The following is a 15,452-nucleotide window of genomic DNA, read 5'->3' as shown; positions in this document are numbered from 1 at the left end:
AATGGAAGCAGATTTCGTCATTGTGGGGGCCGGATCCGCCGGTTGTGCAATGGCTTATCGCCTGAGCGAGGCCGGGGCCTCGGTTCTGGTCATCGAACATGGCGGCACCGATGCAGGGCCGTTCATTCAGATGCCGGCGGCGCTCAGCTATCCGATGAATATGCCGATGTATGACTGGGGCTATAAGTCCGAGCCCGAGCCACATTTGAACAACCGTCAATTGGCCTGTCCCAGAGGGAAGGTGATTGGCGGATCGTCCTCGATCAACGGGATGGTCTACGTGCGGGGCCACGCGCGGGACTTCGACACATGGGCCGATTTGGGCGCTGATGGTTGGTCTTATGCGGACGTGCTGCCCTACTATAAGCGGATGGAGACCTGGCACGATGGCGGCCATGGCGGCGATCCTGAGTGGCGAGGCAAGGATGGGCCTTTGCACGTGTCGCGTGGCCCGCGCGAGAACCCTCTGTTTCAGGCTTTTGTAGATGCGGGTGCGCAGGCCGGGTACGAAGTGACCGGCGACTACAATGGTGAAAAGCAGGAAGGCTTCGGCCCAATGGAGCAGACCGTCTGGAAAGGGCGGCGCTGGTCAGCGGCGAATGCGTATCTGAAGCCCGCTCTCAAGCGCGAAAACTGCGATATCGTGCGTGGTTTGGCTTCGAGAGTTGTGGTTGAAGATGGTCGGGCAACCGGGGTCGAATTGCTGCGCGGGGGTAAGAAAGAAATCATCCGCGCCCGGCGTGAGGTTGTTCTGGCGGCGTCTTCGATCAACTCTCCGAAGCTACTGATGCTATCTGGAATCGGTCCGGGTTCGCATCTGGCCGAACACGGGATTGACGTGATCGCCGACCGGCCCGGTGTAGGCGCGAATTTGCAGGACCATCTTGAGCTGTATATTCAGCAGGCCTCACTGCAACCTATCACGTTGTACAAGCACTGGAATCTTGTCAGCAAAGGACTGATCGGGGCGCAGTGGCTGTTTACAAAAACCGGCCTTGGCGCGTCGAACCAGTTCGAAAGTGCGGCGTTCATTCGCTCGAACCCGGGCGTCGAATATCCGGATATCCAGTACCATTTCCTGCCCATTGCGGTCCGCTATGACGGTCAGGCTGCGGCTGAGGGGCACGGGTATCAGGCGCATGTGGGTCCGATGCGGTCTCCGTCTCGGGGGGCAGTCACATTGCGCTCGGACCGACCCGAGGATGCGCCGGTGATCCGGTTCAACTACATGAGCCATGAGCAGGATTGGGAAGACTTCCGCAAATGCATCCGCCTGACCCGTGAGATTTTCGGGCAGGACGCGTTCAAACCTTACGCAGGCAAGGAAATTCAGCCCGGTGCGGATGTGCAGACTGACGAAGAGCTGAATGGTTTCATCGCCGAACACGCCGAGAGCGCCTACCACCCGTGCGGAACCTGTCGAATAGGGCGTGCGGACGACAAAAATGCGGTTGTCGATCCCGAGGGCCGTGTGATCGGAGTGAACGGATTACGTGTGGCCGACAGTTCGATCTTTCCGCAGATCACCAACGGCAATCTCAATGCGCCGTCGATCATGGTGGGTGAGAAAATATCGGACCACCTGTTGGGTAAAGAGGCTTTGCCAAAAGCCAACGATCGTCCGTGGATTCATCCGGCCTGGGCAACTGCGCAGCGGTGATTTGATCCGCGTCAAAGTGGGGTGTGGCAAAGGCGTATAGACCTGACTCGCAACGACATATTTCAGGAGCGAACAGGAATGTCCCATACCCCGCATGAACTGGCCGAAGAGTTTCCGGACAAGGTCGAACTGATGAGCCAGCTCAAGCAGAGCGATGCGCATTTCGCCCGGTTGGCGGATGAGTATCACGAAATCAACCGCGAGGTGCATCGGGCCGAGACCAATATCGAGCCGATGGAAGATCTGGCTGAGGGTGAGCTGCGTAAGAAACGTGCGGCGCTCAAAGATGAGATCTGGGCGATCTTGTCGAAGGCCTAAGCTGACGGGGCGGGGGCTCTGCCCCCGTCGCAGCGCGCCGTGACTGCTCCCGAGGTATTTTAAGCATAAGAAGTTTAGGTGACTTCATACGGCAGGGTGCCGCGGGTATGCGCGTCGATAGATAGGCGCCGTTCCAGTGGTGGAACAGAACGTTGGTGGCAGTTTTGCCGCTCGCAGATGCGGCAGGAAATGCCGATGGGTTCGTAAGCGCTGGCGTTGTTGATATCGAGGTTGTCGGCATAGACCAGAGCCTCAGCGTGGCGGATTTCGCATCCAAGGGCGATGGCATATCGGCGAACCGGCGCGCCGTAGGAGCCGCCCGATTTAGACACATCCCGCGCCAGTGAAATATAGCGGACGCCGTCAGGCGTCTCGGCCAGTTGGCGCAGGAAGTGGCCCGGGGTCTCAAAAGCGCGGTGGACGTTCCACAGCGGACACGCGCCCCCGAAGCGGGCAAATTGCAGGCGGGTGGCTGAATGCCGTTTGGTGATTGTTCCGGCCTGATCGACACGGACGAAGAAAAAGGGGATGCCCTTTGCACCGGGGCGTTGCAAGGTGGACAATCTGTGCGCCACCTGTTCGATGGACGCTCCGAACCGATTGCTGAGCAGTTCCAGATCGTGGCGATAGGTTTGTGCGGCCGTCAAAAACGCCTCATACGGCATCAGCGAAGCACCAGCGAAATAGTTGGCAAGGCCGATTTTGGCAATGGCGCGGGCCTCTTCGCTTTGGAATTTGGCAAAGTCCAGTGTGGCTTCGAGCAGCTTGTCCTGACTGATCAGGGCAACCTGAAGCAAAAGCTGAAAAACCTGTGTTTGCGGCGCAATGCGCGAGGAAAGTTGCAGCGTTTTGCTGTCGGCATCGTATTTCCGCGTCTCAGGGATGTCGACGACCTGAACCCGAATGCCGCGTTCGCCAAGGCTGTTGATGGCTGCACTGCGGATGCCATCGGTTTCCTCGGCGCGGGTCGAAAACCGTTCAGCTGCGCGGTCGACGGCGTCAATGTAGTTGTCGCAATAGTGGAAGAAATCGCGCACCTCTTCCCACGGGCTGGCTTGAATCTGCGCATCTTCGCGTCCCAAAGCTTCGTCCAATGAAGCCAGCCGTTCGTGCGTCTGGCGATATGTTCGGTGCAACGCGATAAAAGCGCGGGCCAGCGCAGGTGCGTTTGAGGCCGTCAGGCGCAGGTCGGCCAGCGGAGGAATGGCGTCGTCAAAGACGGGATCGGCCAGTGCTTCGCGCATGTCCGAGACAAGGCGCTCACTGTCGCCAGTGCTGAGCTCGGTCACGTCCATGCCGAATTCCTGCGCCAGCGCCAGAACAACTGTGGTCGAGATCGGCCGGTTGTTGTTCTCCATCTGGTTCAGATAGGGCAGGGACACGCCCAGCTTGGTGGCGAATTCCTTTTGGGTCAGAGTCAGACGGGTACGCATTTCCCGCAGCTTGGCGCCGGCATAGAGTTTCTGGGTGGCCATAATGTGCCTTTGCAACTTTCCTATTGCCGCAGGCTAACTTTGCAAACCCTTCGGTGCAAGACGTGTTACAGGCCCAGTTTCCTTTCGCGGTGAATGACGGCCATGATCGCGCCAATCGCCAGAACAGATGTCGCCAGCATCAGCCATAGCAGCGGCATGGCACCGGTTTCGTGGGTCAGTAACGCTCCGGCAAGGGCGCTGAGACCTGCGCCGCCGCCTAACATGATCGCGCCGCTCAGGCCCGAGGCCGTTGCGGCCAGGTGCGGTCGGACCGAAAGCGCCCCTGAAGTGGCGTTGGGAATCGTCATGCCGTTTCCAACACCCACAAAGGTCATTAAGCCAAAAAAGCTGAGCGCGGTTCCAGCGCCTGCCAGAAACAGAAAGGCCGAAATGGCAACGCCGATCGCATTCAGCCAGCATCCCCACAACACCATGCGGTTCACGCCGAACCGAACCGAAAACCGGCCGCTGAGGTAGTTACCGAAGAAATACCCAAGTGCAGGCGCGCCGAAATATATGCCGACCTGAGCGGCGCTAAGGCCGAACAATTCCGTGCCAATAAAGGGCGCGCCACCCAGATAAGCAAAGAACGCCCCCGAAGACAAAGCAGAGGACAGGGAATATCCCCAGAACCGCGGCGCGCGGAGAAGTTCGGGGTACTCGCGGAACTGTTGCAACAGTGTTTTACCGCTTTTGGCCGAGGTTTCGCCAAAGTCAAAGAAGGTCAGCGCCAGTGTAAATGCGCCTAGGGCGAAGGGCAGCCAGAAATTGGCTTTCCAGCCAAAGCTTTCTTCCAGCAAGCCGCCAATGGCCGGGCCGATCATAGGAACGATGGCCATTCCCATCGTGACATACCCGATCATCGAGGCCGCCTGATCCTGATCATACAGATCACGCACTGCGGCGCGGCTGAGAACCATGCCCACTACGACGACCGCCTGACACATGCGGAACGTCAGGAATATCTCAATCGTCGGGGCGTAGATGCATCCCAGCGTGGCAATCAGAAACAGCGCCAGCCCCCACAGCAGAACAGGTCTGCGCCCGGCCTTGTCCGCTATTGGGCCAATCAGGATCTGAAGCACCGCATTGACCAGCAGATACAGCGCAATCGACAATTGCATGACTTTGTAATCGGCCTGAAAGTGCAGAGCCATGTTCGGCAGACTCGGCAAGAACAGGTTCAGGCTGAGGGCGGATAGCCCGGACAGCAAAACCAGAGTGGAAATGGTAGGGGGCGACCTGCGCGCCTGGGGTGAACTGAACTGCATGGTTCACATGTATAGTGACCGATCTGCGGAATACCATCCATCAGGTGGTCTCGATTTAAAACTTAGCAAATTTACAGTTTAGCTGGGTGATATTTTCAAAGATTTGCAAATTTGCTGAAAGACACTTTGGTCCCACGGCCCATGCGTATAATGTCCCGAAAATTTCACAGGGGATTAGCGCCATGAAAGACATCCTGACCGAGCTTGAAGATCGCCGCAATAACGCTCGTCTGGGCGGCGGGCAAAAACGTATCGACGCGCAACATGGCCGCGGGAAGCTGACCGCGCGCGAACGGATTGAATTGCTGCTGGATGAAGGCAGTTTCGAAGAGTTCGACATGTTCGTCAGCCATCGTTGCACCGATTTCGGTATGGAAAAACAAAAGCCTGCCGGCGACGGGGTCGTGACCGGCTGGGGCACGATCAATGGCCGTATGGTCTATGTGTTCAGTCAGGACTTTACCGTGTTCGGCGGCTCTCTGTCCGAGACGCACGCGCAGAAAATCTGCAAGATCATGGATATGGCCATCCAGAATGGTGCGCCGGTGATCGGCATCAACGACTCGGGCGGCGCGCGTATTCAAGAGGGTGTCGACTCGCTGGCCGGGTATGCCGAGGTGTTCCAGCGCAACATCATGGCTTCGGGCGTGGTGCCGCAAATCAGCGTTATCATGGGACCTTGTGCCGGTGGGGCAGTCTATAGCCCGGCGATGACCGACTTTATCTTTATGGTCAAAGACACGTCATACATGTTCGTGACCGGCCCCGACGTTGTTAAGACCGTCACAAATGAGGTCGTCACCGCAGAGGAACTCGGCGGAGCATCGACGCACACCAAAAAATCCTCGGTGGCAGATGGGGCGTTTGAAAACGATGTTGAGGCACTGGCCGAAGTACGCCGTCTGGTCGATTTCCTGCCGCTCAACAACCGCGAGAAGCCACCAGTTCGTCCATTCTTTGATGAACCCGACCGGATTGAGGCGTCGCTGGATACGCTGGTGCCGGATAATCCAAACACGCCCTACGATATGAAGGAACTGATCACCAAGGTGGCGGATGAGGGTGACTTTTACGAAATTCAGGAAGACTACGCCAAAAACATCATCACCGGTTTCATTCGTCTGGAAGGTCAGACCGTAGGCGTCGTTGCCAATCAGCCGATGGTGTTGGCCGGGTGTCTGGACATCGACAGTTCGCGGAAGGCCGCTCGCTTTGTGCGGTTCTGTGATTGCTTTGAAATTCCGATCCTGACGCTGGTTGATGTTCCGGGCTTCCTGCCGGGGACCTCGCAGGAGTATGGTGGCGTGATCAAGCACGGGGCCAAGCTGTTGTTCGCTTATGGCGAGGCTACTGTACCAAAGGTAACGGTCATCACGCGCAAGGCTTATGGCGGTGCGTATGACGTGATGGCGTCAAAGCATCTGCGTGGCGATTTCAACTATGCCTGGCCGTCTGCCGAGATTGCTGTGATGGGTGCCAAGGGTGCGACCGAAATTATCCATCGGGCCGACCTGGGTGATGCCGAGAAGATCGCGAAGCACACTCAGGACTATGAGGATCGCTTCGCCAACCCGTTTGTCGCAGCCGAAAGGGGCTTTATCGACGAGGTAATCATGCCGCAATCCACCCGTCGCCGGGTATCGCGCGCATTTGCCAGCTTGCGCAACAAACAGCTTAAGAACCCGTGGAAGAAGCACGACAATATTCCGCTGTAAGGGATGAGGCACGCAAAGGGCCGTTGCCTGCGCCAAAAACAGGTGACGCCCGCCACGGTCTGAACGCTGGCCGAGCTTAGGAACGCTATTACGCATTTGACAAGAACCGCAAAACGACTCAATGATCCAAACGACCAGACATAACCATGCGCAGGCCGAACGCCATGCGCGCGCGACCCCGGAGAGAGGAGCCTGCGTCTTGCAGGTCTGGGGTCGCGCCCTTTCTCTGGTGGTTCTGGTTTGGTCGTCTCCGGTTTGGGCTCAGTCCGAAAACTTGTTGAAAGTTCCATCAGGTCAGCCTGTCCATCTGAGCGATGTGCTTCTTGACAACAACCCGGGCGAGCTGTGGGTGCGGTTCCGCTTTGTCGCGCCAAGGATCGGCTATACCGCCGGCCGGATTGGATATGACGTGGCCTCGGGCGATATGGAGCATCTGTGTCAGACGCTTGCCGTGGCTTACGTCGAGAAATACGAGCTTGATCCGGCGCGGGTGGTGATTTCTTTGTCGGATCGGCCGGTCGAGTTTGGAAATTCCGCGCCTGACGCAACTCAGTTCTTTGAAGCCTACCGGCTGGAGCAATCCCAATGTATCTGGGAGGGGCTCTGACCATGATATTCCGTTGTCATCACCTCAGAGCATCTCTGAATAAAAATGCGACATTGGAGGTGCGCGATATGATTCTGCCGGTTTTTGCAGGCGGCCCCGTTCTTCGGACCATAGGAAACAAAGAGGTGCGGGTATGATGAAGCACCGCGGGTTCCCCGGACGTCTTCCGGGCACCGACTTTCAGTTCACAATCCGGCGCGCCAATCCCAAAGGCGTCACGCCGATCACGCGGCGCGAGCGGTTCCGCGACCGTAAACCCGCTGATCGTCGTGCCGACGCAGCGTTTATGGAGGCGCTCTGGCAGCACTTTGGCGATCAGCCCTTCGAGCGCGGCAATCTGGATGCCGGGCGACTGAGCTGGTTGTTCGAACGCGAGGTAATTCCGGCCGAAGATCCGTTTGACCCGGCCAGTTACGATGCGCTTTTGGTGATTGATGCGGATGCAGCGCGGTTGTCGTTCCCCGATATCATCGACGGGGTGCGCTGAATCGTGTCAGGCGCTGTTGCACATATGCGTTCGAGGGAAGCTTCGGAAAAAACCCTGCCCGGGATCGGGCAGGGCAAGTTTGTGCGATCAGAAGTTCAACTGTGCCGCGAATTGCACACGGTTACCGTCGAAGTCCTGCCCCGAGATTACGTCGTTCCGCTCGCCATAGATGTACTCGGCGCTCAGTGTCAGGTTCTCAGTGGCCTGATAGAAGGCGTTGACGTGGATCGTCTCAAGCTCGGTGAAAGCCAGAGTGCCGGTCGAGGTGGGAAGGTCGTAGTCTTCGTAGCCGTACGAGATGCCGACGTTCCATTTATCACCCAGTTGCTGGCGCAGTTCCACGGTGAAGGCGTCGACGTCGTTAGCTTCGCCACCGACGACTGCATCACCAAGACCAATCAGGTAGGGGCCAAGCGCTGCGCCGTTGGTGTAGTTGACCTGGAACAGGCCACCTTCCCAAAGACGGGCCGAGCCGGACAATGTCACGCCGTATTGGTCGACCTCGAAGGTGCCACCGCTGTCTTGTGCCTGCCCGTAAAGGCCGGCAATGCGCGCAATGTAGGTGCCATCGTTATACTCGGCCGCAGCCGTGATAACCGGGTCGTCCGAGTTGGAGCCGCCGACATTCTCTTCAATCGAGAACGAGAAGGCTGCGTCGCTTCCCAGGCTGCCGGTGTAGCGGACCTGATTTTGACGAGCAAAGGCAATACCGACCGGGCCGTTGAATTCAACCGAGGTCGGATAGGTATCGAGCGGCTGGAAGTTGGTCCAGAACTGACCGATCAGCCAGTGATCACCGATACGAACGTTGGCGTGGCGCAGGCGCAGCTCGGCGGTTCCGCCAGAGCCGAACAAGTCCAGCTCCAGCTGGCCCTGAATGTCGCCGATATTACTTGGCGTGTTGGACAACAAACCGATCCGCGACTGGCGAGCCGTAGCGCCGAACGTGCCGCTGGTGGCAGCCGAGGGTTCGCCGATGACGTTCACGAATGCCGTGTCGCCCTGATCGAATTCAAAGTCATAAAAGAAGTCGGCTTTGACATAGCCGTAGACGTCCAGAGTGGTGTTACCGATCCGGAAATCTCCGGGCGTGGAGCCGGGGCCGACAGACTCCAGCGCCTCAACCCGGGCGCGCAGGGCGTCCAGTTCGGCCTGGGTCTGGGCATCTTGGGCATATGCAAGCGTGCTGGTCACACTAAGCGCAGAGGCAGCAAGCAGGATTGCCTTTGTTCTCGTCATATTCATTTGGGTATTTCCTTGTGTGCGAGTGTGCACGGACAAGCTTTCACGCAAACGTCAGTGGGGGAAATCACGAGAACGGGAATGAATACACGGAAAAACTCAAGCAAAAGTGTTAAAAAGCTTGAGATTTCTCACAGACGGGTGAACAGATCAGTTAACCCTATGCGCAAGAATATTATTTTCCTGTTGGTAAAAAAAATATCCCGTGATGCTGCATGTGCAGAAATGCTCTGTGACGGTGGAAATTGTAACGGGAACGTGACAGGTTCGAGGGTTGAGAAGTCTCGGTCTGAAGGTTCACGTGTCGGCACGAATCTGCGCGGTTTTTTGCCATTTGGGCGATTTCCAGCCGGAATCTCAGGTGGAAACAATCGCTTGTTTGCGCGGGCGGATGCGTGGTGCAGTTTGGCCGGGCAGTGCGGCTCTACTTTGCCTGCGTCGCACAAGCACCTACTATTCCGTACCCCTTCCTTCCGCGGGCAGGTTTGTGAGCCTCACAAAATCCTGCCCGCGTTTTTCTTTGTGCAGGTTTCTTACACAAGGCGGCATAAACCTGCGCAAATTGCGGAATTGCCCCGCCTGTTATTGAATAACAGCCTGCACTGCCTGCATTTGCCGGGAAACGCATCAAGAAACCGGAAAGGGCAGACTACATGCGATTCCCACGAATTTTCCTTGCAGTGGCAACCTGCGCGGGCCTTGTGGCCTGTGGCGACACCACGGGCGAACAGGCGATCCTTGGCGGCGGCGCGGGCGCGGTTGGCGCTGCGGTCGTCAGCGCCGACCCTATCTTTGGCGCTGTCATCGGCGCTGCGGGCAACGTGCTGTACTGCAAGACGCAGAACACCTGTAGATAACACCAAGTTTTCGGGGCGCGCGCCGTCCCGGTCGTCATCGCGCATAACGCCGTCGTGGGGTTCAAGCCCCGCGGCGGCGTTTTGCGTTCCCAGAACACCAAGCCAAAGGACGTTCCATGTTCAATAAGATCCTGATCGCCAACCGGGGCGAGATCGCCTGTCGGGTCATTAAGACCGCTCGCAAGATGGGCATCGGCACTGTCGCCATCTATTCGGACGCCGACAAGAATGCGCTGCATGTGTCGATGGCGGATGAGGCCGTGCATATCGGCCCGCCGCCCGCGAACCAGTCTTATATTGTGATCGACAAGGTCATGGACGCCATTCGCCAGAGCGGCGCGCAGGCGGTCCACCCCGGTTATGGTTTCCTGTCCGAAAACGCCAAATTCGCCGAAGCGCTTGAGGCCGAAGGCGTCGCGTTTGTCGGCCCCCCGGTCGGTGCGATTGAGAGCATGGGTGACAAGATCACCTCGAAGAAAATCGCGCAGGATGCGGGTGTTTCGACTGTTCCCGGCTACATGGGCCTGATCGAAGATGCGGACGAGGCAGTCAAGATCTCGAACGACATCGGCTATCCGGTGATGATCAAGGCCAGCGCCGGCGGCGGTGGTAAAGGGATGCGGATCGCGTGGAATGACGAAGAAGCGCGCGAGGGCTTCCAGTCGTCCAAGAACGAAGCCGCAAATTCGTTTGGCGACGACCGGATTTTCATCGAGAAATTCGTGACCCAGCCCCGCCACATCGAGATTCAGGTTCTGTGCGACAGCCACGGCAACGGTATCTATCTGGGCGAGCGCGAATGCTCGATCCAGCGCCGGAACCAGAAGGTTGTAGAAGAAGCGCCGTCGCCATTCCTCGATCCCGAAACGCGCAAGGCGATGGGAGAGCAGGCGGTCGCTCTGGCCAAAGCTGTGAACTATGCCAGCGCGGGGACAGTGGAATTCATCGTCGATGGTGAGAAGAATTTCTACTTCCTCGAAATGAACACCCGCTTGCAGGTGGAACACCCCGTTACCGAGCTGATCACTGGTGTCGACTTGGTTGAACAGATGATCCGCGTTGCGGCGGGTGAAAAGCTGACCATCACGCAGGATGACGTGACCTTGACCGGATGGGCCATCGAAAACCGTTTGTACGCCGAGGACCCATATCGCAACTTCCTGCCCTCGATCGGTCGTCTGACCCGCTATCGACCGCCGCAGGAAATCGCCTCTGGCCCGATGCTGATCAACGGCAAATGGCAGGGCGATGCGCCCGAAGGTGAGGCCGCAGTGCGCAACGATACCGGCGTCTATGAAGGCGGTGAGATCAGCATGTACTATGACCCGATGATCGCTAAGCTTTGCACCTGGGCTCCGACCCGTGAGGCGGCGATTGAGGCGATGCGCGTGGCGCTGGACAGCTTTGAGGTTGAGGGCATCGGTCACAACCTGCCGTTTCTATCGGCGGTGATGGATCACCCGAAATTCGTCAGTGGTGATATGACCACCGCCTTCATTGCCGAAGAATACCCGGACGGGTTCGAAGGTGTTGAGCTGCCCGAAGCAGACCTGCGCTGCATCGCTGCGTCCTGCGCCGCAATGTACCGCGTTGCCGAAATTCGCCGCACACGCGTTTCGGGCCGCATGGACAACCATGAACGTAAAGTCGGCAAGCGCTGGAATGTAGCGCTGCAAGGGCAGGAGTTCGATGTCTCGATTGAGGCCGACAAAGAAGGCGCGACCGTGCAGTTCGCAGACGGCGAAACCCTGCGTGTCGCTTCGGATTGGACGCCGGGGGATCAGTTGGCCGTTCTGGATGTGGATAGCAGCCCTCTGGTTCTCAAGGTCGACAAAATCTCGGGCGGGTTCCGTATTCGCAACCGGGGGGCCGACCTGAAGGTCCATGTGCGCCGTCCGCGTCAGGCGGAACTGGCCAAGCTGATGCCGGAAAAACTGCCGCCGGACACATCGAAAATGCTGCTCTGCCCGATGCCCGGCCTGATCGTGAAGATCGACGTCGAAGTGGGGCAGGAGGTGCAGGAAGGTCAGGCGCTCTGTACGGTCGAGGCGATGAAGATGGAAAACATCCTGCGCGCCGAGAAGAAGGGCACCGTGTCCAAGATCAACGCAGGCCCCGGCGACAGCCTCGCCGTGGATGACGTAATCATCGAGTTCGAGTGATCATGGCAGCGCTTTTGTCATATCGCTTTGGGGTCCCGGCGTTTCACGCCGGGGCCTTTGGGCGTGGCGAAAGCGCTCAGCCACCTTCGCGCCGATCGCGGATTTCACGTTCGCGCAAGGGGGTTTTGTCGATGGACCGGCCAATCTCGCGCACGCTCCACGGGCTGGGTTTGCGCAGTTTGACCACGCCGTCCTTATCGACGAACACCATCTGGAATCCACGCGGCCGCAACTGTGACCTGATCGGAGAGCGCGCCGAGGGATCGGTGTCAGTCAGCACAATGACGTCTCGGTCGCGCATGGCCGCTTCGCCTTCGACAAGCATGTCGATCTGCTGCTGGAATCGTGGGTCGGCGGGGGTGTCGGCAAAGACGACTATGGGCCGGTTGACCCACAAGAACTCGCTGAGGTCGCTTTCCCCAACCGGGCGTACAAACTCTTCTTCTGTTGGCGCAGATCCGTCGGCGGCCAGTGCTGCCAGCGGGAATAGTGCCGAAAAAACAAGGGCGAGCGTTCGTGTCATGTGGCCTCCTGTAGAAACGAATATAACCCTTGCGCCGATGAATGCGACCATTGGAATGCCGCTGGTCTTCAAAAATTTGTTCAAATCGTCTGCGGACCGGCGAATGTCAGACAGTGTGGCGGGATAGGCATATGGACATCACAGTTCATTTTGGCGCTCATCGCTGTGCCACCAGCAGTTTCCAGGACTATTTGCAGCGCAACGCCTCAGCGCTTTCACAGCAGGGTGTTGCAGTTTGGGATCGGACGGCTTTGGGTGAGATGGATCTTCATGGCCTTAGATCTATGACGCCCGACACCTATAGGGCGCTGCAACACGGGTTGGATCGCTGTCAGGATCAGGGGATCAATCATCTGTTGATCACTGAAGAGAATTTTCTTGGCATGATGCCTGAAAACTTCAGCAAGGGTGAGCTTTACCCCAGTGCCGGATCGCGCGCGCTGTTGGTGTCTGAGGCGTTCGGTGGGCGTGTGACTCAAATTGCCCTGAATATTCGGGCTCTGAATACGTACTGGACGTCGATTGCTGGTTACGCTGTGCGGAATAAGAAAAGATTCGGGGAAAGCATGCGTTGGGCGAAAATCGCACAGCATCCCCGCAGTTGGCGGGACGTGATCACCGACCTGAACGCCGCGTTCCCGAATGTTCCGCTGTTGGTGCTGCCGTTCGAGGAATTCGCTGGGCGACCCGATCTGCAATTGGCCTCAGTCCTTGGGTCTTCGGTGCCGACAGATTCGGTGGACATGTGGATCAACAAGGATGGAAACGAAGCTATCCAGGGGCCAAACAGCGTGCAGGACATGCAGCTGATGATGAAGTTTGCTGATGATTTGTCGTGGCTGGAATCGGGGGCCGATGGGCTGGCCCGACTGTGCCTGCGACAGGAAACTGAGCGCGATGCTGACGCATCCGCCGAAGAGACCGACGAGAGGATTACGTCATGACCGACACCAAAGACTGGCAGGCGCTGGCCGAAAAAGAGCTGCGCGGCCGCCCGCTGGAAGAGCTGACCAAGGAAACGCTGGAAGGTATCGACGTCAAGCCGCTCTACACGTCCGAAGACACTGCTGATCTGCCGCATATGGGCTCGCTGCCCGGGTTTGGTCCGTTCACGCGTGGGGTGAAGGCGACCATGTATGCGGGCCGTCCATGGACGATCCGTCAGTATGCCGGTTTCTCGACTGCCGAAGAATCGAACGCCTTTTACCGCCGCAACCTCGCTGCTGGTCAGCAGGGTGTTTCCGTCGCCTTCGATCTGGCCACGCACCGGGGCTATGACAGTGACCACCCGCGTGTGGTCGGCGATGTAGGCAAGGCGGGCGTAGCCATCGACAGCGTTGAGGACATGAAGATTCTGTTCGACGGTATCCCGCTGGACAAGGTCTCGGTCTCGATGACCATGAACGGTGCGGTGGTTCCGATTTTGGCGAGTTTCATCGTTGCGGGCGAAGAACAGGGGCATGACAAGTCCGTGCTGTCCGGCACCATTCAGAACGATATTCTGAAAGAGTTCATGGTGCGGAACACCTATATCTACCCGCCTGAGCCGTCGATGAAGATCATTTCGGACATCATCGAATACACCTCGAACGAGATGCCCAAGTTCAACTCGATCTCGATCTCGGGCTACCACATGCAAGAGGCCGGCGCGAACCTGGTGCAGGAACTGGCCTATACGCTGGCGGATGGCCGCGAATACGTGCGCGCCGCAACCGAGGCCGGGATGCACGTGGATAAGTTCGCAGGCCGTCTGTCCTTCTTCTTTGCCATTGGCATGAACTTCTTCATGGAGATCGCCAAGCTGCGGGCCGCGCGGACCCTGTGGCATCGGGTGATGACCGAATTTGGGGCAAAGTCCGAGCGGTCGAAAATGTTGCGCACCCACTGCCAGACCTCCGGCGTGTCCCTGCAAGAACAGGACCCCTATAACAACGTGATCCGTACCGCCTATGAGGCGATGAGCGCGGTTCTGGGCGGCACCCAGTCGCTGCACACCAACGCTCTGGACGAGGCGATTGCGTTGCCCACCGATTTCTCGGCCCGCATCGCGCGGAACACGCAGCTGGTGTTGCAGGAAGAGACCGGCGTGACCGATGTGGTCGACCCGCTGGCCGGGTCCTACTACGTCGAAAGCCTGACCAATGAACTGGTCGAAAAGGCGTGGGCTCTGATGCAAGAGGTCGAGGAGATGGGCGGGATGACCAAGGCCGTTGCCTCGGGCATGCCTAAATTGCGGATCGAGGAAAGCGCGGCGCGCCGTCAGGCCATGATCGACCGGGGGGACGAGGTGATCGTCGGCGTCAACAAGTACCGCAAGGAACAGGAAGACCCGATCGACATTCTGGACGTCGACAACGTCGCCGTGCGCGAAGCTCAGGTCGCGCGGCTGGAACGTATCCGCGCCACCCGTGATGAGGCTGCGTGCCAACAGGCATTGGACGCGCTGACGAATACCGCCCGCGAGGGTGGCAACCTGCTGGCTGCTGCGGTCGAGGCCGCCCGCGCCCGTGCATCTGTAGGAGAGATCAGCATGGCAATGGAGAAAGAGTTCGGCCGCCACCGCGCCGAGGTTAAGACGTTGGCAGGGGTCTATGGCGCTGCCTATGAAGGCGACGAAGGCTTTGCCGCGATCCAGAAATCCATCGAGGAATTTGCCGAAGCCGAAGGCCGACGCCCTCGTTTGCTAGTGGTGAAGATGGGGCAGGACGGTCACGACCGTGGCGCCAAAGTGATCGCAACTGCGTTCGCCGATATTGGGTTCGACGTGGACGTAGGCCCTCTGTTCCAGACACCGGCCGAGGCCGCGCAGGACGCGGTGGACAATGACGTTCACGTGGTCGGGATTTCCTCGCAGGCGGCGGGGCACAAGACACTGGCTCCACAACTGGTTGAGGAACTCAAGAAAGCCGGGGCCGAAGACATCATCGTGATTTGTGGCGGCGTGATCCCTCAGCAGGACTACCAGTTCCTGTACGATCACGGGGTCAAGGCGATCTTTGGGCCGGGTACCAATATCCCCGAAGCCGCACAGGATATTTTGCGCATCATCGGCGAAACCAAAGCCTGACGCCGGTTACGATTTTTCGACGAAAAATCTTGTGATCCGGTGCCTTTGACGAAAACATGCGACCAGAT

13 protein-coding genes are annotated in these 15,452 nt (G+C 58.3%); 9 read left to right on the top strand and 4 right to left on the bottom strand.

What is annotated here, in order from left to right; genetic code table 11:
- Window position 1 precedes the first annotated feature (1 nt).
- Window positions 2–1,660 carry a choline dehydrogenase gene (gene betA / locus ACOQOY_RS06070; protein WP_420584571.1) on the top strand — a complete coding sequence of 553 codons (1,659 nt, stop codon included), beginning with the start codon at window positions 2–4 and terminating at the stop codon, window positions 1,658–1,660.
- 78 nt (window positions 1,661–1,738) lie between these two features.
- Window positions 1,739–1,978, top strand: coding sequence for a YdcH family protein (locus ACOQOY_RS06065; RefSeq protein WP_420584570.1), 240 nt, complete (start codon window positions 1,739–1,741; stop codon window positions 1,976–1,978).
- A 74-nt stretch (window positions 1,979–2,052) separates the two neighbouring features.
- Here ACOQOY_RS06065 and ACOQOY_RS06060 read toward each other — a convergent pair whose 3' ends face one another.
- Together ACOQOY_RS06060 and ACOQOY_RS06055 are read right to left on the bottom strand one after the other, a co-directional pair.
- Window positions 2,053–3,453, bottom strand: a complete 1,401-nt coding sequence (locus tag ACOQOY_RS06060; protein WP_420584569.1) for a helix-turn-helix domain-containing protein — start codon at window positions 3,451–3,453, stop codon at window positions 2,053–2,055.
- Between the two features lie 65 nt (window positions 3,454–3,518).
- The gene (locus ACOQOY_RS06055; RefSeq protein ID WP_420584568.1) at window positions 3,519–4,724 is read right to left on the bottom strand and encodes a multidrug effflux MFS transporter; all 1,206 of its coding nucleotides are present in this window, start codon (window positions 4,722–4,724) and stop codon (window positions 3,519–3,521) included.
- Window positions 4,725–4,906: 182 nt separating this feature from the next.
- On the opposite strand from ACOQOY_RS06055, the gene ACOQOY_RS06050 reads away from it, so the two are divergent.
- The 3 genes from ACOQOY_RS06050 (at window position 4,907) to ACOQOY_RS06040 (ending at window position 7,533) form a co-directional block, all read left to right on the top strand.
- Window positions 4,907–6,439 carry an acyl-CoA carboxylase subunit beta gene (locus tag ACOQOY_RS06050; RefSeq protein WP_420584567.1) on the top strand — a complete coding sequence of 511 codons (1,533 nt, stop codon included), beginning with the start codon at window positions 4,907–4,909 and terminating at the stop codon, window positions 6,437–6,439.
- Window positions 6,440–6,560: 121 nt separating this feature from the next.
- Window positions 6,561–7,046 (top strand): DUF6497 family protein, encoded by a 486-nt coding sequence (locus ACOQOY_RS06045; protein ID WP_420584566.1) that lies wholly within the window; start codon window positions 6,561–6,563, stop codon window positions 7,044–7,046.
- Between the two features lie 133 nt (window positions 7,047–7,179).
- Window positions 7,180–7,533 carry a hypothetical protein gene (locus tag ACOQOY_RS06040; RefSeq protein ID WP_420584565.1) on the top strand — a complete coding sequence of 118 codons (354 nt, stop codon included), beginning with the start codon at window positions 7,180–7,182 and terminating at the stop codon, window positions 7,531–7,533.
- A gap of 87 nt (window positions 7,534–7,620) precedes the next feature.
- Here the strand turns inward: ACOQOY_RS06040 and ACOQOY_RS06035 are convergent, their stop codons facing one another.
- A complete protein-coding gene (locus tag ACOQOY_RS06035) occupies window positions 7,621–8,772 on the bottom strand; it encodes a DcaP family trimeric outer membrane transporter (protein WP_420584564.1) in 1,152 nt (383 codons plus the stop codon).
- A gap of 656 nt (window positions 8,773–9,428) precedes the next feature.
- Between ACOQOY_RS06035 and ACOQOY_RS06030 the strand changes: the two genes are divergently transcribed.
- Together ACOQOY_RS06030 and ACOQOY_RS06025 are read left to right on the top strand one after the other, a co-directional pair.
- A complete protein-coding gene (locus tag ACOQOY_RS06030) occupies window positions 9,429–9,632 on the top strand; it encodes a hypothetical protein (RefSeq protein ID WP_420584563.1) in 204 nt (67 codons plus the stop codon).
- A gap of 116 nt (window positions 9,633–9,748) precedes the next feature.
- Window positions 9,749–11,794, top strand: coding sequence for an acetyl-CoA carboxylase biotin carboxylase subunit (locus tag ACOQOY_RS06025; RefSeq protein ID WP_420584562.1), 2,046 nt, complete (start codon window positions 9,749–9,751; stop codon window positions 11,792–11,794).
- Between the two features lie 76 nt (window positions 11,795–11,870).
- On the opposite strand, the gene ACOQOY_RS06020 is transcribed toward ACOQOY_RS06025, so the two are convergent.
- Window positions 11,871–12,317 (bottom strand): DUF4174 domain-containing protein, encoded by a 447-nt coding sequence (locus ACOQOY_RS06020; protein WP_420584561.1) that lies wholly within the window; start codon window positions 12,315–12,317, stop codon window positions 11,871–11,873.
- A 131-nt stretch (window positions 12,318–12,448) separates the two neighbouring features.
- Here ACOQOY_RS06020 and ACOQOY_RS06015 point away from each other — a divergent pair, with 131 nt between their 5' ends.
- Complete coding sequence (locus ACOQOY_RS06015; RefSeq protein ID WP_420584560.1) at window positions 12,449–13,261, top strand: hypothetical protein; 813 nt, start codon at window positions 12,449–12,451, stop codon at window positions 13,259–13,261.
- Complete coding sequence (gene scpA / locus ACOQOY_RS06010; protein ID WP_420584559.1) at window positions 13,258–15,384, top strand: methylmalonyl-CoA mutase; 2,127 nt, start codon at window positions 13,258–13,260, stop codon at window positions 15,382–15,384. The genes ACOQOY_RS06015 and scpA overlap by 4 nt, the downstream gene beginning before the upstream one ends.
- Window positions 15,385–15,452: the final 68 nt, after the last annotated feature.

The sequence above is a fragment of the Ruegeria sp. genome (assembly GCF_965221235.1).
In the GTDB taxonomy this organism is placed as follows: Bacteria; Pseudomonadota; Alphaproteobacteria; order Rhodobacterales; family Rhodobacteraceae; genus Ruegeria.
This window is presented reverse-complemented; position numbering and strand designations above follow the sequence as displayed.

Excerpts from the sequence above, each read along its gene's own strand:
- betA (WP_420584571.1), top strand. The coding sequence starts at position 2 with ATGGAAGCAGATTTCGTCATTGTGGGGGCCGGATCCGCCGGTTGTGCA.
- ACOQOY_RS06065 (WP_420584570.1), top strand. The coding sequence starts at position 1,739 with ATGTCCCATACCCCGCATGAACTGGCCGAAGAGTTTCCGGACAAGGTC.
- ACOQOY_RS06060 (WP_420584569.1), bottom strand. The coding sequence starts at position 3,453 with ATGGCCACCCAGAAACTCTATGCCGGCGCCAAGCTGCGGGAAATGCGT.
- ACOQOY_RS06055 (WP_420584568.1), bottom strand. The coding sequence starts at position 4,724 with ATGCAGTTCAGTTCACCCCAGGCGCGCAGGTCGCCCCCTACCATTTCC.
- ACOQOY_RS06050 (WP_420584567.1), top strand. The coding sequence starts at position 4,907 with ATGAAAGACATCCTGACCGAGCTTGAAGATCGCCGCAATAACGCTCGT.
- ACOQOY_RS06045 (WP_420584566.1), top strand. The coding sequence starts at position 6,561 with ATGATCCAAACGACCAGACATAACCATGCGCAGGCCGAACGCCATGCG.
- ACOQOY_RS06040 (WP_420584565.1), top strand. The coding sequence starts at position 7,180 with ATGATGAAGCACCGCGGGTTCCCCGGACGTCTTCCGGGCACCGACTTT.
- ACOQOY_RS06035 (WP_420584564.1), bottom strand. The coding sequence starts at position 8,772 with ATGACGAGAACAAAGGCAATCCTGCTTGCTGCCTCTGCGCTTAGTGTG.
- ACOQOY_RS06030 (WP_420584563.1), top strand. The coding sequence starts at position 9,429 with ATGCGATTCCCACGAATTTTCCTTGCAGTGGCAACCTGCGCGGGCCTT.
- ACOQOY_RS06025 (WP_420584562.1), top strand. The coding sequence starts at position 9,749 with ATGTTCAATAAGATCCTGATCGCCAACCGGGGCGAGATCGCCTGTCGG.
- ACOQOY_RS06020 (WP_420584561.1), bottom strand. The coding sequence starts at position 12,317 with ATGACACGAACGCTCGCCCTTGTTTTTTCGGCACTATTCCCGCTGGCA.
- ACOQOY_RS06015 (WP_420584560.1), top strand. The coding sequence starts at position 12,449 with ATGGACATCACAGTTCATTTTGGCGCTCATCGCTGTGCCACCAGCAGT.
- scpA (WP_420584559.1), top strand. The coding sequence starts at position 13,258 with ATGACCGACACCAAAGACTGGCAGGCGCTGGCCGAAAAAGAGCTGCGC.